Below are 18,902 nucleotides of genomic sequence, written 5' to 3' on the forward strand. Positions count from 1 at the left end.
TTGGCTTATGAAAGTTATTGGTCTTATTGGCGGGATGAGTTGGGAATCTACCGTGAAATACTATCAAATTATTAATGAAGAAGTGAAACGAAGATTAGGCGGATTGCATTCAGTGAAATGTTTGTTGTATAGCGTTGATTTTGCAGAAATTGCACGTTATCAAGCTGAAGGAGATTGGGAAGGAGCGGGTAAGTTGTTAGGCGAAGTCGCGCTGTCTTTGGAGAAGGGCGGGGCAGACTTTATTGTCATATGTACAAATACAATGCATAACGTAATCGAATATATAGAAGAGAAAATTAGTATACCTATTTTGCATATTGCTGACGCAACAGCGGACCAAATCAATCAAGCAGGGATAAGTGCGGTTGGGCTGCTTGGCACCAAATATACGATGGAGCAAGATTTCTATAAATCTAGAATAGAATCTGCGGGCATTCATGTGTTGGTGCCAGGAATTGAAGATAGAGAAACGGTTAATAAAATTATCTATGATGAATTGTGCTTAGGGAAGATAGAGCAGTCATCAAGGGACTATTATAAGCGAGTTATTGGGCGTTTAGTTGAACGTGGAGCAGAAGGGATCATATTGGGGTGTACCGAAATTGGATTGTTGATCACTCAAGAGGATTCGGAAGTGCCTTTATTTGATACCACTGTCATACACGCTATTGAATCGGTGAATCAAGCATTAGACGAGTAATGATTTCAAGTAGAATGTGCAAAAAAGAAAATGCCATTCCCATACATCTATGAAGTGATGTATGGGAATGGCGTTATTTGCGTTACTTCACTTGTAGGACAAAAGGGGCAACTATCACTTTGCCGTTGACTTGAAATTGTCCCCAAATTTTGTACAGGCCAGCTGCGGGGAATTCAGTATGGAACATAACATTTGAACCTCCGCCCATACCGTCCATAGCATGAACATGCAAATAACGATCCGCAGAAGAATCGAGTATGACCGCATGACCGCGTGTCCCAAGGAAAGGTTCTACATCAGCAATAGGCTTGCCAGAATTTTTATCTGTGAGTTGAAAATTGAGCATAACCATTTGCCCAGCTTTTAACTCATCTGAGTCAGGCATCGTTGATAAAGTGACGACCACGTCGTCAATTGTTTTGGTGGATGATGAATCGGGAGATACGGACGAATTTGCACGAGATGTTCCCGGCAACGTTATCCATTGCTTATGGACAGTGAGTTCTTTTCCCGCAGGTATAAACTCGGAAATGAGTAGAAAGTCTCCAGCGAACGGGAATTGATGTTGGATTTCGAATGTCCCATTCTCATTAAATTCAGGGTGAATATGTGCAAAAATCGAAAGATCACGGCTTACAATGATGAAGTGAAACAGCTTCGTCATATCTTCGGTAAACCTGTTTACAGGCTTGCCTGCCTCATCTTTAACTGCGAGGAGCAACGTTTCAGATTGACCACTCACTATTTCACCGTCACTAGTACTTACTTCAACGACATAGCCATTACTTGTGGGGTTTTTCATTCCCGACGTTCTGAGCTCATGCAGCAAACCACGATCCGGTGGATTGCGTCCTAAGTCATCCCATGCCCCATTTGTACACCCATTTAGAAAAAAAATAACTGCAAGCACTAATGAACCTACAAGCAATAATCTTTTCTTGACCATTGGCTTAACTTCCTTCCCGCGCAGGGGGAATGGCTAATATAGACAATGCGAGTGAAGCTAGTGCAGACTGAACAAGCGCACCACCCCAAAATTCTGGAGGCCAGCCGACCCCAACATCAATTTGCACGATTATAAAATACAAGCCCCAAACGACAAGCGGCACTAAGAGTGCGATTAGTCTGTAAGTCCATATTCGGGTTTGATTTGGTTTCAGTGTATGGACTAACACATCAGCTACAAAGCCACCTGCTAGCAAAAACAGAATTGAGGGCCATGATACAAATCCGTAAAGTGCCCCCATCGCTGTTCCAAGGAATGTCATGTAAAACGTGAATGCACCGAATGGTGTTTTCCAACGACTTAATATAAGGAAAATCGGGTACATCATCAATATCGTATCAAGCAATATAGTAATCAAGCCGCGAATAGCTTCTATTTCAACTAAAAAAGGCATCTTCTCTGTCAGTTGATCGACGTTTGGTTTAGCCGGAATGTTCTCGAAAAATGCCCACGCATACATTAAGAAAAAAGCAACAATCGTCGCGGATAAAGTAGCAGACATTAATGTGGGGAAAAACTGTTTCCATGTTGGTGCCTGCTCTGGCTTTCTCCAACCAACTCGGAAGGGGCTGCTTAGAATCAATAAAGAACCAAGTAATAAAAGTAGATGTGTTGGGCTTAGAAGTGCAGCAGTGTTCTCCTCAATGCCGAAAACGATGTGCCAAGCCATATCGCCTAGTCCACCAATAAAAAATACGAGTACGCCAGATACACCAAGGCCATAGCCCTCGGGGATCGCTTTTAACCAGCCTAACCCAGTACTCCTTTTGTTCTGATACACGATCCACAATAGCCATGTAGCGGTAGCTAAATAACCAGAGTACAGGATGGCATGCCAAGGTGTGAAGAATGATTCTACTGCACCATGGTTATGTGCATAGCCATCGATAAAAAATCCGATAATTAGCCAAGTTCCTAACAGCATTGTAATTACGTTTTTACTGGTTGAAACTTTGTCCTCTGATGTCTGCAATTGTGAGTTCCCCTCATCTTGTTGCTTAGCCACAGTATTCCCTCCCTATTTCTCTCTTTGTAGTTGAACAGTAGTCCGGAGTTCGTCAGCTATTAGGAAGAAATTATAAAGGGTTTATGAATAAGATCGGACACCGTCATTTATTATGTATGCCATTAAATAGGTAATAATCACTATCCGTTCACAACATGATTGTGTGTATAACGTTAATTAGCTGTATTCTGAGCTACGGATTCATACGTAATCCAACTTCTTTTTTCTCCTCAATTGGCCATAGAAATCGGCTTAGTAACAGGCCCAAACAACCAAGTATAGCGGTTATTGTTCCAATTATGATGAAGGATTGACCAGCTCCGACGCCACGAATGAGCATTCCTCCTGCAAGTGGTGCAGTCAGCATAATAGAACCTACTATTGTATTTTGGATGCCGAATATTCGTCCAGTCATGTTGGGAGGTGTATGTTGTTGCAAAGTATAATTATGCGTTACCATGTAGAGCCCGTTTCCAATGCCGATCATAATCCCGAAGCAAAGCAAAAAGCCAAGTTCTATTCCGGGCTTGGAGCTGCCAAGCAGGATGATGCCTGCACCTATCAACAGATAGCCACCGCCAAATCCCCATCCGCTGTTTATAGTACTAAGGCGGTTTAAAAATAAGATGATGCCAACAGCTCCTACACCTATTGCTGAAACAAACCAACCTAGTAATGGCTCATTTGTGGGATCAATTCCTCGTAATACCGTCGCAAATTGATAGTCAATCATTAAAATGGACAACAGGCCGAAGGAGCCGTATATCAATGTGTGCAGCAACCTTTTTGTACGATACATGAATCGCCAGCCCTCACGCCATTCAGCCCAAAACGTATGATGTATCTGTGTTTGTTCTTCGCTAGTAGCGACAAACTCTTCCCGCATAAGGCGAAGTGGCCATAACAACAGTGCCGACAGCGTCTTGGTAATCGCATTAAATATTATGCATGCTTGTGGCGTTAGTACGACTAAAGCAATTGCACCCAAAAGAGGTCCTGCCACCTTGGACGCTTGGCTAACTAATCCGTTAAGTGAAGTAGCTTGAAGCAGTAGGTCAGAGGGGACAACTTGTTTAGTGAGAGCTTGCTGGGCGGGTACATGGAATACACTCATAGCAGCGCGAAGTGCAAGTAGAGGCAGCAGCCATTCTATACTCGAAATAGTTAATATGGATAATGTTAAACCTGCCGTAATAACATCACACACCATCATAATACGAGCTTTTTGGACATGGTCGACGATTGTCCCAGCGAAAGAGCCGAATAGAAGCCCTGGCAATGCCATTACGACTGGTATTAAAGCAATCATAAGTGGGTCGACGCCCCATTGATAGGCTACCAATACTTGAATAGCGAGCATGTCGAACCATTCTCCGAATGAAGCGAGGGAGTAAGAAGAAAATAGAAGTCTAAATTTTCGATCCTTGAGTAGTGCATGATTTTGTTTGCCCATAGATTATTCCTCCGTCAAAGTGATGATGGAATAATCATAGAGGATCAATGTCAGAGGAATATCAGACGGACAAAAGTGCACTTTCGATCATTTTTTCCAAGCTTGCTTTATGTTTGGTTAATCCATATTCCTTGTCTAGAGTTTCGTATATTGTCTTATATTTGCCGAGGAGTGCAGATTCGAACTGTTGTTGTTCCAAATAAAAGATGATCTGACATACTGAGATCAGCAGAAGATGAATGTTCAAGGTCATTTTTATTACATCTATGCCTTCATCCAGTATAACAATCGCCTGATTTCGTTCACCGATTGTAAGGAGCCAAAGCCCCTTGAGCACTAGAAAACGTCCGATTTCTCGTAAATAGGGAGTTTGTTGGAGCAATTCCTCTAACTTAGCGACTTTTTGCTCCGCCTCTGACAGATTTCCAGCTAATAGATATACATACATTTCTGCAAGCTCTACAGCCATAACAAATCCGTCGAGTCCTTGTTCTCTAACAACTAGGTGCGTATGAGCAAATTTTTCTATTGCTTCAGCTGTTTTATCTGCTTCTGCATATACATCTATAATATTAAGGATGTCTAGTTCTCTATGTTGTTCGTATGGAAGTAGATTTGCAGAGAGCACTCTCTTACAGAAGTTCAACATTTGCTCTGGATGGGGTCTAGCTGCTCGATATAATAACAACATCCAGTACAATCGTTCACGAACTGGAATATCTTCAGAGTTAGTAAACCATGAGATGTCGCCTTGGATGAAATGGATATAGATGCGATAAAAAGGATCGATTTCGAAGCCGAGTATATCCTGTTGAGAAGATAATGTCAGCATCGATTTCCCTTGCCCGAAGCGCTGATATTTTTTAAACAAGCTGCTGATCGTTTCTTTCATGCCTTTATCATTCATTGAAGGATTGTCTAACCGGTTTGGCTGAGCGATAGTCAGACTATAACCGTAGCCTCTCACTGTATTAATCGTGATACCTTCCCAATGCTTTAGCTTTTTCCTCAGTCTGTAAATATGGTCATCAACCGTACGTTCTACCGGATATTCAAGTGGCCACACCCTATCAAGAAGCTGACCTCTTGTAAATGTTCGATTGCGATTTTCATATAAAAATTGCAGCAATGCAAATTCTTTGGCCAGTAACTCCCGGTGGTTCACACCTTGGGTAACGATATAATTAGTAGGGTCAAATATAAGCTCCAACATCGTCCGTATTCCTTCCATTTCTAGTTACTAAATAGAATAACACACATCGTTAAGTCAATTAAGGTAGCAATGAAAGATTAGCCCAGTGAGCGTTTCAACATGATATTATTTCTATATAGTCTAATGAAATAACGTTCCACATTTTCAATAAAAGGTTGATTTGAAAGGATAGATACTTATGATTCAATATCAAAGTGAACAAGTAACGGTATTTCAAAGCGAACTATTTCAGACGACCTCGACGGTCATTCAAACGAATGAAATTGTACTTATTGTAGATCCTAACTGGCTTGCGGGTGAAGTTGAAGCGATTAAACAATATGTTAATACGATAAAAAGGGAGCGGGATACCTATCTCTTGTTTACGCATGGAGACTTTGATCATATTATCGGATATCAAGCGTTTCCAGATGCAAAAGTGATTGGGAGCGCGGGACTACATCATCATCCGGAGAAAAAGCAGAAGCTTGAGATGATCCGAGAGTTCGATGCCAAAAATTATATTAGTAGAAATTATCCGATCGAATTTCCAATGGTGGATATCGTTATACATGAGGATGGGCAGCAACTTCAGTTGGGAAATACTTCGATAACGTTCTATTTGGCTCCTGGTCATACGGCAGATGGATTGATTACAGTAGTAGAGTCGCTCGGAGTTATGATTGCAGGTGACTATCTATCGAATTTTGAGCTGCCTTTTATTTATGATAGCGCAAAAGCGTATGTCCAGACTTTGGAGAAAGCCAAGCAAATTTTTTCTGCACATGCGATTAACCTGCTCGTGCCGGGTCATGGACAAGTATCAGACGATTCAGCTGAGATGAAAAGGCGTTTGGAAATGGCTGCTGATTATTTAAACCGACTTATCGAGGCAGTTTTATTGAGCGATGATATCACAATAGACGCACTTTATAAGGAACATGCCTATTTGTCTTCTTTTACAGAGTTTTGTCACGAAGAAAATATACGAATCATTAGAAGTGAATTCATCACCTAAGTTTCCCTAGGAGAGTATCTTGTTATAGATACTGTTTTTGTTGAAGGAGGGAATGGGTGCTTGGGTTACTTTGTTACTGTTGAGCCAGGTGTAAATATTTTTGTAGAAGATATAAATCCTAGAGGGAACAAAACGATATTTTTTATACATGGCTGGCCTTTAAGTCATAAGCAATTTGAGTATCAGTTCAACGTGCTTCCTAAATTGGGATTCCGCTGTATAGGCATTGACTGGAGAGGATTCGGCAATTCGGATAAGCCATACACAGGTTATAATTATGACAGGTTAGCGGATGATGTCCGGGCGGTTATTGATGCATTGCAGCTAAGAAATATCACATTGGCAGGTCACTCCACAGGAGGGGCAATATCGATTCGATATATGGCGCGGCATCAAGGTCATGGCGTATCGAAGCTTGTTCTTATTGACGCTGCATCCCCAATAGGGGTCACACCAGAAGTAGCAGAAAAGTTTATTAGCGGAACGCTAAATGATCGACCCAAAATGTTGCGGGAAGTAACGGATATCTTCTTTTTCCAATATGTTACCGGCCCATTCGCTGATTGGTTTTTACAACTTGGTTTGCAAGCAGCAAGCTGGGCGACCGCATCTATTATGGCAATGTTAAGAGATGAAAATGTGTACAATGATCTTGGCAAAATCGTTGCACCTACATTAATTATTCATGGCATTCATGATAAAGTCGTTCCGTTCGCACGAGCTGAAGAAACACATAAGTTAATAAAAAGTTCACAGCTTGTTCCGTTCCAATATAGTGGTCACGCTGCTTTTTGGGAGGAACGCGATAAGTTTAATACATTGTTGCAGCAGTTTATTGGCTAAATACTTTGGTGATATGTTGCCATTTAAAATGGATAAGGGTGTCCAAAGGGGCATCCTTTTTCTTTTCTCATTATGGATTTTGGAGGGTGCCGATAAAAGTGAAGTTAATGCCTTAAAGGGGGAATTTAATTTTAGCGGCGATCCAAATATGCAAGCATTTTTATATGCAATGTGGGAGCCGTTCGTTTTCAAAATGGTTGTCGGATAACGCCTATGCGGTCTATTTAATACACCCGCCGATTATTGTTGGTTGGACAATCCAAAATAGAAACATTTCACTTCATTCATCCGTCTAATTGGAAAAGAGTGGAGGTATGCTTGTGCGTAATTTGTTTAATTCATGTCTATCTCTTAGCAAATATTTAGTCATAGTGCTTGGTGTAGTTATTCTATTAGCAGGGTGTACGAAACAATCAGAAAAGATAGAGTCTACTGAAAAACCGTATGCTCAGGAAGTCCGGACGACCTCCCCACCGTCTTTAAATCCAGAAGAAATAATGCATACAGTTGCTAAAGAGCGAGTGAATTTAAAGTATTCGGCTCCTATTTTCAAAGAAAAAGTAACAGATTTGCAAGCCCCATTAGGGATGTTTGACTATGGTTTATTGAAGGACTCCTTCGAACTTGTTGCATATGATGGGGACTGGGTGTCTGTAGAAAAAAGTGACAAGGAGCAGGCTTGGATTCCTGTTTGGTATAGTACCGAAGCTGCGAATGACATTCGCAAAGAGTCTTTGACCCGACTTAATTTAAAGAAGAATGCTACACTATCCCTGTTTCCATCGAGTGAATTAAAGCAAGAGATCTTTAGCGGTGAACAGCCACTGTACAGCGTACATAAGTGGAAAGAATGGTTTGGTGTTTCTGGTACCTCTAAGTCTTGGTATGAAGTGGGGCAGATTTATGCACCTGTGTTACTTTGGATCCATGAATCTGAAGTAGATAGGTTGGAAAAGGTAGAGGACGATCTATGGGAAGTAGGCGCAGTGATTCCAGTAAATATTATTCAGGACCTTATAGAGGACAAACTCAAAAAGGGAATACAGCAATCATTCGTGGAGCAGTTGCTTGGATCACCCAGTAATGTCGAAACATCGAGCAATTTGAATTTTACAGGTGAACCTATGCATCTTGGTACGATATGGCGTTATGAGCATGAAAGCATGCATCTCGCACTTACATTCTCTAAAGCTAAAAAGCTCGAAAGTTGGACTTGGTCGCCATTCACAGATCCGCTCAAAATAGATTACAACCATGGGGATGATGCATTGCTCCATTCCTTTCCAGTACCTGCCTCTGCTAAGGTCAACTGGAGCTGGAGAAATAAAGGAACGTTACCCTTTACGTATTTAGAGGGAGCTACTGATGACGTTGTACTCGTAAGAGGTGACGATGGAGGTTATAGTGGTATGCATGATGATTCAAGCATCTACGCTATTGATCAACAAAGTGGTAAAACGCTTTGGCAAATTGATGCTGGTTTTGGTTGGGCATATACGAAGATGGACGAAGAACGAGGGCGGGTTACCGTCTATACACCATACGATCCAAACAAAAAAACCTACCGTCATCAGGTGCGGAATGTGCGACTTTCGGATGGGAAGACGCTGTGGAACTATAGATTCCCGACTGAAGGCAATTGGATGATGACCGGAGCAGAGGGGGTAATTATTTTCTACAGGAAGTCATTAGAAGAAGACGGTCTAATTATTACGCTGGATATGGAGACTGGAAGGCTACTGTGGGAGAAACCATTTAAAGAACCTTTTCGAGTGTTGAATGATAGTGAAAAAGAACCTTTTATTTTGATAAAGCAGCCATATACAGTGTACGCACTCAATCCCCAAACAGGAAAGTTGGAATGGGAGATGAATGCGAATGCGAAGGAAGTTCTGGCTGATGAGGAAGCGTATAGGAATGTTTATGAAGAACAACGTAGAAACCCTCTTGATCCCGATAAATCCTATCGGTGGGTGGGGATTGGCAACCAAATGATGTTAATTGATCTAGCATCGGGTAATGTTAGAGCTAGTTATGAATTGCGATTGAAGGAAAAAATCACTATTGTGGACGATAAGTATTTGCTCGTTCAAGCAGCGACCGATGCATTTGACTTCGGGGATGGAACAACGTTCGAAACGTCATTTTATGATGTAATCCGAGAAAAGTCGATATGGACAATACCCGGAAGAGCTTCAGGAGCAGTAATAGAAGGTGATCGAATATATCTAGCTATAGATGGTATACCTTCTGCCCTTAATAAAAGGACTGGAGCCGTTGAGTGGCAAACGACCATAGTTGAACACCCGCCTGCTCAGGTAAGTGCACTGTTAGCGGAGCCGTTGTTATATTGGGTGGGAGGAGATTTATTACGATTAAACAAAGCCGATGGGAGCATGAATAGCCGGTTTCAGAACGTACTTCTAGGCTACCCGGATGGGAGAGGGCAATCTATAAGTGACGGACTATTCAATCGTGAAGGAGATAGCATTTACTTAGGCTCAGCGAATGGATATTTCTCCAAGTTTAATGTGAAACAATTCAAAGAGTAGGGTAGCTCATTATGAAAATGTTCCTCTAAAGTCTACACTTACAAAAGGAGCTATTCGAGGTGATTCCATCACCAGGAATAGCTCCTTTACTGTTACTCCTCACCCACACTATAACGACCCAGCGCTTTAGAAGATGTTTCACGCATTCGGTGCTGTAGATAGTTCCCTTCAACGATCTTAACTCGCAGCCCAAGAAGACGTATCTTAGACAAGAGAAACTCACTTTCATCAGAGGGATAGGTCACTCTAATATGATAGACATTTAATTTTTCGTTATAGCTGACGGACTTCTCAAAGCAAGAAAAAGCATATAATATTCGTGATAATTCTGCGTTATATGTTTGAATGATCTCAATGACGGCATGTTTTTTACGCTGTTCTTGTAATCTAGCAATACGTGCTTTTAAATCCGTAATTCGATGCATAGGTAGATCTTTCTCTTCAATAGATACAATATTTTGCAGCTTGGTGGACATGAGAGAACGTCCAGAAGTATTGTACCAGAGTAAGTACCACTCACGTTTTACCATAGAATACTCGAGCTTATAAGGGAGTCCTGACAGATTTTCTTTGACCCCGCCATGCTTGATGTTGCAAGAGAGAACAATTCCCTTGTCCATCATAATCATCCGCCGAAGCTGGCGGAGAAGTGGATGATAAACATGCCGCACAATACTTTTAGCCTTTTCTGTAATGATGCTGCTAACTTCAGCAGTGGCTTCATCTTGCAATAACGTCTGAAGTTTAAGTAGAGTTTCTGGGGCAAAAGCTTCTCTAGCGGCAGGGAGGCCTAACATGGTTTTCACCCATGAGCGTTCCTGACTGGTTAGTGCAATCGTTCCTGATTCATCAAGACGAGAGATGATTTGGTAATTAAATATTTTTTCAAAGGGATTCATAGTACGTTTGAATCTCCTTCCATTCTTTAATAAACTCTTGGCGCAGCCAAGCAGGCTCAAGTACCTCACAGCTTGATCCGAAGCTTCGCAGCCACGGCTTTATTTCAAAGATGCCATTGACCGTAATTTCAAACAGGAATGTTGACTCAGATTCCTCTATAATTGAACCCCATTGTCCCTGTGCAACAACTCGCTCCCTAACAAAATTCACGCCAGATCTATCGGGGTTATAAAAGCGTGCCACAACTTTAGAGGGACGGAGTGTATCTGTAACCCAACTGTTTCTAAGCTGCTCGTCAGCATGATTTTTAGCTCGTATAAACTCTTCTTCCGAGGCGGGATCACTTTCTTCCATCTGAGTTAGCCCTTCCATCCGAAACTTGATAAGACCTTTCCCAGTTTTATGTCCGATTAAATACCAGCGACCGTATTGATGGTCATATACAACCTGAATGGGAAGAATAGTTTCTGTAACCCCGTTTGACTCTCGTTCGAAGAGGGGATTCGTGTTTTGTGAGGCATAGCTATTATTCTTTTTAGGAGAAAAATATAGAAAACGTAGCTTTCTCCGCTGCTTTATGGCGCCAAAAATAGTATGCAGATGAGCTTCGTCAAGAATTCGTGAATGATAGTGGTACTTGTATCGATGGGTATCTTCAACATCCCACTTGAACGATCGGTTGCTCAATGCTTTCTTGAGCGTATCTCGCAGCAGATAGCCTTGGACAGAAGGCACTTGTGTATTGGACATCACGTCAACGAAATCGTAGAGATCGAGCAACTCATCATCTGATAATTGATCGATTAAATCGTTAGCAACCCTGTATGTATAAGGTCGAGTGCTATCTATCCGAATAACAACGCCTATATCACCTAAATATTTTAGGTCTTTACGTATCGTTTTTTCATCAGGTGGTGGAAATTCGGCGGGCATTTGTGCGCTGCAATAATCCATTATTTCTTTAGCTGTAAGTTCTTGAGATTGTAATAAAGTTAATAATAAAGACAGCCGAATACTTTCCGATTCCTTTAATGACTTTGCCCGAAAGAGGAATAGGAGCAGCGGGTCTGCCGACTCATAATAGCTATAATTTATTCCTTCTGTTAGCTCAGTAGCTTGATAGGAAGGAAGATGTTGCTTCAAACTGCTCATCATGTCTTTCAGATGCCGTAGCGTTTTGTCATAAGTATGCACAGAAATGCCAAGTCGAGCCGCAAACTGTTGCCTATTGTAAGCTCCTCCCGCTAATGAGAGCATACGGAGAAATTGAATTTCTTTATCGAAGCTTTCTCGGGCCACATGACCACCTCCAGCAAAATGTATTAACACGCTAAACTCCATTGTAGCTCCAATGAATAGTAAATTGAATGGATATTTTTATTCGTTGCCATACATTCGCCATGTTCGAATAGCTATATATGAGCGAAGATAGTAACAGAAAGCAGCAACTGAAACCGTATCAAATAGTATTGTTGGGGCATTGGGAAGAGTTATTTTGAATTGTAGGGGCTGATCATCATGAAAGACATGACACAACTAATCAAGGAACAATTGAAACAATTAGAAAACGATGAGCAAGTTTGCATCCTTTATGCCTGTGAATCGGGCAGCAGGGCGTGGGGTTTTCCTTCAAAAGATAGTGATTACGATGTTCGTTTTATATATGTAAGAAGACCGGAGTGGTATTTGTCGATATTCGAACAGCGGGATGTGATCGAGAGACCGATCAATGACATGCTCGACATCAGCGGTTGGGATTTAAAGAAGACACTAAATCTATTCCGCAAGTCAAACCCACCGTTGCTGGAGTGGCTGCAATCACCTATTCAATATGAAGAAAAATATAGTGTAGCTCAGCAAATTCGAGAGCTATCACCGCTAACTTTCTCGCCAGTATCTTGCATGTATCACTACTTGAACATGGCTCGCGGAAATTATCGGGATTACTTACAAGGCGATCGAGTGAAAATAAAGAAGTACTTCTATGTACTGCGCCCAATTCTCGCATGTGAGTGGATCGAACAATATAACGAAATGCCCCCAATGGAATTTGATGAGCTGGTAGAGAACTTACTCCCTATAGGAGGTAAACTTCGGGAATCAATAGAACAACTGCTAGTCCGGAAAAAAGCAGGCGATGAATTAGACTACGAGCGCCGTATAAGCCCGATCAATGATTATTTGGAGGAAAGAATAGCGTATTTTGAACGAATAACAGGTTCTATGAGGTCGCCAAAAAGCAATCATGATGAACATCTTGATGCTCTGTTCAGAACAGCATTACGAGAAGTATGGGGCTAGTAGACTTTAGCTAAGTAAATGAGATCATGGGAGGAAGATTACCCCAAAGCTGCGAAACTCAGCTAAGGAGTATCACATGGGTCAACGTTTACTTGCTAAGGAAAAGAGATTATCCCTAGATTATAAAAATGGAAATGTAGGAGGTTGTAATAAAATGGCTTACCAAACGATTAATGGCGTCCGAGTCTGGGGCAATCCAGATCCGGGTGCAATGCTGCAAGCTGAAACATGTGCGAAGCATGGGAATGTAGTGCAAACTTTACTGATGGCTGATCATCATAAAGGCTACAGTCAACCGATAGGTGGAGTAGTAGCTTATGATGGGCAAATATCGCCTTCGGGCGTTGGATACGATATTGGATGTGGCAACAAGGCTGTTCGGACTACGCTGATGGCAAAAGATATTGGGCCGAAGCTCTCTGGATTGATGGATCAGATAGCAAGGAAGGTGTCATTTGGTGTAGGCCGTGTGAACAAAGATAAAGTTGATCACGACTTGTTTGATGATCCAGATTGGAGTGTCTATGGGGCTATTGGTCGGCATGAACTGGATAAGTTGAAGACTCTAGCTCGGGATCAACTAGGAACAGTCGGAAGCGGGAACCATTATGTAGATTTGTTTGAGGAAGAAGCAACGGGCAGACTGTGGATTGGGAATCACTTTGGGAGTCGTGGATTTGGTCACAAAACAGCTAGCGGATTTTTGAATCTAGCTGCTGGAAGGGGCTTTTTAGCTAATGCTCCCGGTGAGAGTATGGACCAACCACCCGTATTGCTTAATATGGATAGTGAGCTAGGCGACATGTATTACCGTGCGATGAAGCTTGCTGGCAGATATGCTTATGCTGGAAGAGACTACGTCATCGATGAAGTTCTTTCTATTATTGGAGCGGAAATAGATTTTGAAGTGCATAATCATCATAACTATGCATGGAAGGAAAACCATAATGGCAAGGATACGATCGTCGTTCGTAAAGGTGCAACACCTTCTGCTCCAGGTCAGTTAGGTTTTATTGGAGGCAGCATGTGTGACATATCCGTTATTGTGAAGGGAAAGGACTCTATCGAAAATCGGGATTCGTTCTATAGCACCGTGCATGGAGCGGGACGCACAATGAGCCGTACACAAGCAGCAGGCAAGATGAACTGGAAAACAAGAAAACGTACGGGCGGACAAATTTCTATTGAGCAAATGATGGCAGCCGTTCGGAGTTTTGGCATCGAGCTTCGTGGGGCAGGAACTGACGAAAGTCCATTTGTTTATCGGAAATTGCAAGAGGTGTTGGATGCACATAAGGATACGATTGATGTTCTACATGTTCTGAAACCAATTGGAGTATGTATGGCAGGTGCGAATGAGTTTGATCCTTATAAGGATTGAGGCTGGTATTACATCCAGCTGAAGCCAAACCAACGAGAAAGGAACAACCAACATGCCTATGTACAATAAACTCGTTAGAGACAAAATTCCGCAAATCATCGAATCCAATGGTCAATCATTTGATGCCAACCGGCAACTCGAGTTAACTGATCCTCAGGAGCTATAAGCGGAATTGTCGCTTGGAATGCAGGTGCATGAAAAGCTGATGCTATGGTTCGTATGATCAATATCAAATATACATAACCCAAACTTGGTTCACCCAAAAAGAAGTATAAACCAAGACCTAAGCTAAAGAAGGCAATTGTACTGTCTGCAATAATCCTTGTTTTTTTACGATTCCATCGATCGAGCCAAACGCCGATAGTTAAAATGATGATCCAGCGTAAGGTTGATCCTTTATCATTCTAGGGGCTGAATTCAGCTTAGAAATTCGCTTCTACTCGGAATAGATATCGCCTATCGCCACACTGTGCGCAGCGTTTACATTTTGCAATGTAGAATGGAATGTCACCAATTGGATTATATTAAGACGATAAAATGTTAGATTTAAGGTTACTTGTTTGGGCTAAGTTGTGCTAATATAAGATCTCAACAGCTAAGTTCAACATTAAAGGAGAGTATATTTTCACAATGAAGTCGGACTATCAGCAAGTTAAAATTGCCACGGCAGATCCAAGTGCGATAGGATTGTTTGGTCTCGCCATGGTTACATTGGTTGCCTCCACACAAAAGCTCGGCATAACGGAAGGCACCTCATTTATTATCCCTTGGGCTATTTTCCTAGGGGCGTTCGCACAGCTATTCGCTTGCATCCACGATGCTAAGAAGGGCAATACGTTTGGTACGACAGCATTTGGAGGTTATGCGTTCTTCTGGTTCGCAGTAGCTTCTTCATGGATGATTCAAGATGGCGTGTTCGGTGAATCTTTAGCAGCGGGAGTAGATCCCCATCAGTTAGGTTTTGCTTTCCTAGGGTATCTCATTTTCACCCTGTTTATGACAATCGGAGCGATGGAGACACATAAAGTATTGTTTATGATCTTTGTGTTTATCGATTTCTTGTTTGTAGGACTTACTTTGAATGCCTTCGGTATTGCGGCTGATTCAATGAAAATGTTAGCCGGGATTGCTGAATTGTGTATTGCACTGCTTAGCTTCTATGGTGCAGCAGCTGCCGTACTTAATACGCATTTTGAACGCGAGTTTTTACCAGTGGGCAAGCCATTTGGCATATTTAAAAAGTAAATTTAGTTTTATGATTTATTGTGTCACGGGGCTGTGCCAAAAGTAGATTTGTTCGATCGGTGAACACCTCACCAAGGTGTTGTAGGTTCAAAAACCATAAAGGGCGGTGCTAGGGTTGTTATCCTTGCACCGCCCTAATTATGTCTTATAACGAATGATGATTAAAAGTCATATTCTTCATCTTTTGCTTGCCTAATTTTTGCATAGGCATCTACAAGCATCACGGTATCTTCTACTAATCGCTCTATGCGGAAGTGAATGCCATCATTAACAATTTCTTTGCGCTGGAAATCCTTTTCTTCGATAAATACAAAAGTTTGTACAATATGAGCCTTCATATAAGCGAGAATCGGCTTTAGTTGTTGCTCCACCATCAAATAATGTTTAGAAGTGCCGGCGGTAACTAGCATACTGACCACTTTGTCGCGGAAAGCATTTACGGGCAATAAGTCGAAAATATTTTTTAGAGTGGCTGGAATTGATGCTTGGAATACAGGTGTCCCAATAATGATGGCATCGGCTGACATGATTGTTTCGGTGACGAATTTTGTATCGCCCTCGTAGTCCGAATAGTTGCGGCCATCGCTGAAAACCATGTTATATTCAGCAAGATCAAGTAAAGTAATATGTGCATCTGGATATTTTTCACGTGCTGCTTTGAGTGTATAATCCATTGCTGTACGTGTTTTAGATCCGACATTGGAACCTGAGATACCAACAATCTTCATTATAATCACTCCTTATTTATTGGAAGTATGTTTCTTAATGGCAGGCATAATGTGTGTAGCAATAAGCTCGATATTTTTAGCAATCTTATCAAAAGGAACACCGCCGAAGTCGATCTGTGCCATAAAGCGCTGATGACCATACAACTCGTATTGGTAGAGCATTTTTTCGATCAGTTGCTGTGGGCTGCCGATCATTAACGCATCTCGGTAATCAACAGATTGTGCAAATTGTTGTTTAGGATAACCTCCGCCACGTAAAGCCTGCATACCGGAATTAGCATGTGGATAGTACTCTCTTAGTGCATCCTGTGAATTTTCTGCTGTATAGAGCAAGCTCGTAGTTGCGATTGGCAACGTTGCTGGGTCAAATCCAGTTAGTTTCGCTGCATCTCTGTATGCATCAACAGAAGCTTTGAAGCTAATGGCAGGACCGCCAAGCGTTGTCAGCATCATCGGTACTCCTGCATATCCGGCTTTAATCGCACTAGCTGGCGGTCCTCCAACCGCACGCCAGATAGGCATGTGACCGTTTTGAGGTTGAGGTAGAATGGAGGCTTGATTAAGTGGTGCGCGGAATTGACCTTCCCACGTAACCTTGTCTTCGTTGTTTAGCTTCATCAGAAGCTCCAACTTTTCCTCAAATAATTCTTCATAATCACGTACATCATAGCCAAGCAAGCTATAAGCCCCTACACGTGAACCACGACCAGCGACAATTTCAGCACGTCCATTAGAAATTAAATCAATAGTCGCGAAATCCTCATAGACACGAACGGGATCGGATGTGCTTAACACCGTTGCTGAGCTGGCAATTTTAATGTTTTTTGTCGCTTGAGCAATTGCACCTAATATGACCGAATGAGCCTGAGTTGTAAAATGAGTTTGGTGACTTTCGCCCACCGCGAACACATCAAGTCCTGCCTCATCTGCTAGCTTGCTAGCTTCAATTAATTCTTGAATACGTTGTTCAGCACTGATCATCGTTCCTGTATGCGGATTAGGCAAATGATCCCCAATTGAATATAAGCCGAATTCGAGACCTTTTTCTTTTTTAATACGATATTGTTCCATGTCTAATCTCTCCTTTTTCCATGATGTGGATTACCTATTAATCGAGCGGGATTAAATTCGCTTCAATCTCTGCACGTTTCTTTTCTAGAAATGGTGGCAAGTCCAGCGCTTTGCCTAGTTCGTCGACGGTTGAATCAGCGGTGAATCCAGGACCATCCGTTGCTATTTCAAATAAAATTCCGTTTGATTCCCGGAAGTATAAGCTTTGGAAGTAAAAGCGATCGATAATTCCTGATGTGTGGAATCCTCGTTTCTTCAGGATTACATCCCAATAGCGCAGCTCGTCGATATCTTTAACACGGATTGCCAAATGATGAACGCTTCCTTTACCGGGTTTCTCACTAGGTCCGTCTTCCTGCTGGATAACAATTTCACCGTAAGAATGTCCTGACATAGACTGCAAAATAGCCTGCTGCTCAGAGCGAGAAACTTCCTTATAACCGAAAATGTCTTTGAGCGTTTCTGTTAATCGATCCAGATTTTTCACGGTCATTTCTACTGAACCAAGTCCTAATATACGATGTGTTTGCTCGACATCAGAATCTTCCCATGCGGCCCAGTTATCAGGAATGTTTTCGCCATTGTTATTTAGTAATATCATTCGCAGTCCTTCTTGATCTTCAAAATGGAGAGCGTCTCGTCCCGCATAAGTTGTTATTTCGCCATGGGAGACATCTAATAACTGAAATCGGTTTTTCCAATAGGCCAAACTTTCAAAAGAGGGGACGAGCAAGCCAATCCCAGTAATAGCATTTGTTCCACGAACTGTACTGCCTGCACGAGGCATTTCAAAAAAGGACATTTCAGTTCCTGCACTGCCTGTTAAGTCTCCGTAAAATAAGTGATACATACTCGGGTTGTCTTGGTTGACTGTCTTTTTTACTCTGCGTAGCCCTAATACATTTTTGTAGAAGTGATTATTGAGTTGGCCGCTTTTTGTAAGCATTGAGATATGGTGATGTCCTTGAATGGTGTACATTTATGTTCCTCCTCTTATTAGTTGACTAGTCAAGTGATAGTGTAAAAAAATACTACTCAGGTGGTATTTCTTTAATTTGACTGTGCTTGTGAAGACGTGTCATTAGTTTATATAGTATCCTTTGTTCTTCTTCATTTAATACTTCATCAAAAAAGGATGTTTGAAATGCAATTTGTTCGGGCAATGCTTGTTCCAAAATAGATTCAGCTTTTTCTGTAAGGCTGATCGTTTTTGTTTTCCAATCCTGTTTTCGAACGATATAACGTTCTTTTTCTAAACGAGCGAGCATACGTGATATGCCGCCTTGTGTAACCGTCACTTTATTGGCTAATTCCGTTTGAGTGAGTGGTTGATATACATGAATTTGTACAAGTACATCAAATTGAGCAGTCGTTAAGTCGAATCGTTTTAGAAAAGCATCTGACATGCCATTACTTTGGTTCGTAAAACGCATTAAACGTAACCAGATCAACGAACCTAATGTATTGTTACGCATCGCGTTTGCCTCCCCTGTTTTTAAGTATATT

General features: G+C 41.8%; 19 protein-coding genes. 8 read left to right on the plus strand and 11 right to left on the minus strand.

Annotation, left to right across the window (positions count from 1 at the left end; translation table 11 throughout):
- Window positions 1-7 precede the first annotated feature (7 nt).
- On the plus strand, window positions 8-700 hold the full coding sequence (locus MFF31_RS11370) for an aspartate/glutamate racemase family protein (RefSeq protein WP_238188099.1): 693 nt from the start codon (window positions 8-10) through the stop codon (window positions 698-700).
- An 82-nt stretch (window positions 701-782) separates the two neighbouring features.
- Here MFF31_RS11370 and MFF31_RS11375 read toward each other — a convergent pair whose 3' ends face one another.
- The 4 genes from MFF31_RS11375 to MFF31_RS11390 all read right to left on the minus strand — a co-directional run bounded on the left by MFF31_RS11375 (window position 783) and on the right by MFF31_RS11390 (window position 5,378).
- On the minus strand, window positions 783-1,646 hold the full coding sequence (locus tag MFF31_RS11375) for a hypothetical protein (RefSeq protein ID WP_238188100.1): 864 nt from the start codon (window positions 1,644-1,646) through the stop codon (window positions 783-785).
- A gap of 4 nt (window positions 1,647-1,650) precedes the next feature.
- Complete coding sequence (locus MFF31_RS11380) at window positions 1,651-2,712, minus strand: hypothetical protein (protein WP_238188101.1); 1,062 nt, start codon at window positions 2,710-2,712, stop codon at window positions 1,651-1,653.
- A 193-nt stretch (window positions 2,713-2,905) separates the two neighbouring features.
- Window positions 2,906-4,165 carry an MFS transporter gene (locus MFF31_RS11385; RefSeq protein WP_238188102.1) on the minus strand — a complete coding sequence of 420 codons (1,260 nt, stop codon included), beginning with the start codon at window positions 4,163-4,165 and terminating at the stop codon, window positions 2,906-2,908.
- A gap of 61 nt (window positions 4,166-4,226) precedes the next feature.
- Window positions 4,227-5,378, minus strand: coding sequence for a winged helix-turn-helix domain-containing protein (locus tag MFF31_RS11390; protein ID WP_238188103.1), 1,152 nt, complete (start codon window positions 5,376-5,378; stop codon window positions 4,227-4,229).
- Window positions 5,379-5,556: 178 nt separating this feature from the next.
- On the opposite strand from MFF31_RS11390, the gene MFF31_RS11395 reads away from it, so the two are divergent.
- The 4 genes from MFF31_RS11395 (at window position 5,557) to MFF31_RS11410 (ending at window position 9,770) form a co-directional block, all read left to right on the plus strand.
- Window positions 5,557-6,375 (plus strand): MBL fold metallo-hydrolase, encoded by an 819-nt coding sequence (locus MFF31_RS11395; RefSeq protein ID WP_238188104.1) that lies wholly within the window; start codon window positions 5,557-5,559, stop codon window positions 6,373-6,375.
- A 60-nt stretch (window positions 6,376-6,435) separates the two neighbouring features.
- Complete coding sequence (locus MFF31_RS11400) at window positions 6,436-7,218, plus strand: alpha/beta fold hydrolase (protein ID WP_238188105.1); 783 nt, start codon at window positions 6,436-6,438, stop codon at window positions 7,216-7,218.
- Window positions 7,211-7,426 carry a hypothetical protein gene (locus tag MFF31_RS11405; RefSeq protein ID WP_238188106.1) on the plus strand — a complete coding sequence of 72 codons (216 nt, stop codon included), beginning with the start codon at window positions 7,211-7,213 and terminating at the stop codon, window positions 7,424-7,426. The genes MFF31_RS11400 and MFF31_RS11405 overlap by 8 nt, the downstream gene beginning before the upstream one ends.
- 112 nt (window positions 7,427-7,538) lie before the next feature.
- Window positions 7,539-9,770: an outer membrane protein assembly factor BamB family protein gene (locus MFF31_RS11410; RefSeq protein ID WP_238188107.1), complete on the plus strand. Its 2,232-nt coding sequence runs from the start codon at window positions 7,539-7,541 to the stop codon at window positions 9,768-9,770.
- A gap of 92 nt (window positions 9,771-9,862) precedes the next feature.
- On the opposite strand, the gene MFF31_RS11415 is transcribed toward MFF31_RS11410, so the two are convergent.
- Together MFF31_RS11415 and MFF31_RS11420 are read right to left on the minus strand one after the other, a co-directional pair.
- Window positions 9,863-10,669, minus strand: a complete 807-nt coding sequence (locus MFF31_RS11415) for a WYL domain-containing protein (RefSeq protein ID WP_238188108.1) — start codon at window positions 10,667-10,669, stop codon at window positions 9,863-9,865.
- Window positions 10,656-11,969 (minus strand): helix-turn-helix transcriptional regulator, encoded by a 1,314-nt coding sequence (locus tag MFF31_RS11420; RefSeq protein ID WP_238188109.1) that lies wholly within the window; start codon window positions 11,967-11,969, stop codon window positions 10,656-10,658. The genes MFF31_RS11415 and MFF31_RS11420 overlap by 14 nt, the downstream gene beginning before the upstream one ends.
- 219 nt (window positions 11,970-12,188) lie before the next feature.
- On the opposite strand from MFF31_RS11420, the gene MFF31_RS11425 reads away from it, so the two are divergent.
- Both MFF31_RS11425 and MFF31_RS11430 read left to right on the plus strand, forming a co-directional pair.
- Window positions 12,189-12,971 (plus strand): nucleotidyltransferase domain-containing protein, encoded by a 783-nt coding sequence (locus MFF31_RS11425; RefSeq protein WP_238188110.1) that lies wholly within the window; start codon window positions 12,189-12,191, stop codon window positions 12,969-12,971.
- Window positions 12,972-13,125: 154 nt separating this feature from the next.
- Window positions 13,126-14,352: an RtcB family protein gene (locus tag MFF31_RS11430; protein WP_238188570.1), complete on the plus strand. Its 1,227-nt coding sequence runs from the start codon at window positions 13,126-13,128 to the stop codon at window positions 14,350-14,352.
- A gap of 95 nt (window positions 14,353-14,447) precedes the next feature.
- On the opposite strand, the gene MFF31_RS25410 is transcribed toward MFF31_RS11430, so the two are convergent.
- Complete coding sequence (locus MFF31_RS25410) at window positions 14,448-14,729, minus strand: MFS transporter (RefSeq protein WP_375541313.1); 282 nt, start codon at window positions 14,727-14,729, stop codon at window positions 14,448-14,450.
- A 253-nt stretch (window positions 14,730-14,982) separates the two neighbouring features.
- On the opposite strand from MFF31_RS25410, the gene MFF31_RS11435 reads away from it, so the two are divergent.
- Window positions 14,983-15,597, plus strand: coding sequence for an acetate uptake transporter (locus tag MFF31_RS11435; RefSeq protein ID WP_238188111.1), 615 nt, complete (start codon window positions 14,983-14,985; stop codon window positions 15,595-15,597).
- A 161-nt stretch (window positions 15,598-15,758) separates the two neighbouring features.
- Here the strand turns inward: MFF31_RS11435 and MFF31_RS11440 are convergent, their stop codons facing one another.
- The 4 genes from MFF31_RS11440 to MFF31_RS11455 are packed head-to-tail and all read right to left on the minus strand — an operon-like array spanning window position 15,759 to window position 18,871.
- Complete coding sequence (locus MFF31_RS11440) at window positions 15,759-16,325, minus strand: NADPH-dependent FMN reductase (RefSeq protein ID WP_238188112.1); 567 nt, start codon at window positions 16,323-16,325, stop codon at window positions 15,759-15,761.
- Between the two features lie 12 nt (window positions 16,326-16,337).
- Window positions 16,338-17,396, minus strand: coding sequence for an LLM class flavin-dependent oxidoreductase (locus MFF31_RS11445; protein WP_238188113.1), 1,059 nt, complete (start codon window positions 17,394-17,396; stop codon window positions 16,338-16,340).
- Window positions 17,397-17,433: 37 nt separating this feature from the next.
- Complete coding sequence (locus tag MFF31_RS11450; protein WP_238188114.1) at window positions 17,434-18,375, minus strand: ring-cleaving dioxygenase; 942 nt, start codon at window positions 18,373-18,375, stop codon at window positions 17,434-17,436.
- A 52-nt stretch (window positions 18,376-18,427) separates the two neighbouring features.
- A complete protein-coding gene (locus MFF31_RS11455) occupies window positions 18,428-18,871 on the minus strand; it encodes a MarR family winged helix-turn-helix transcriptional regulator (RefSeq protein WP_238188115.1) in 444 nt (147 codons plus the stop codon).
- Window positions 18,872-18,902 lie beyond the last annotated feature (31 nt).

It is taken from the genome of Paenibacillus sp. L3-i20 (assembly GCF_022180385.2).
Taxonomy (GTDB): Bacteria; Bacillota; Bacilli; order Paenibacillales; family Paenibacillaceae; genus Pristimantibacillus.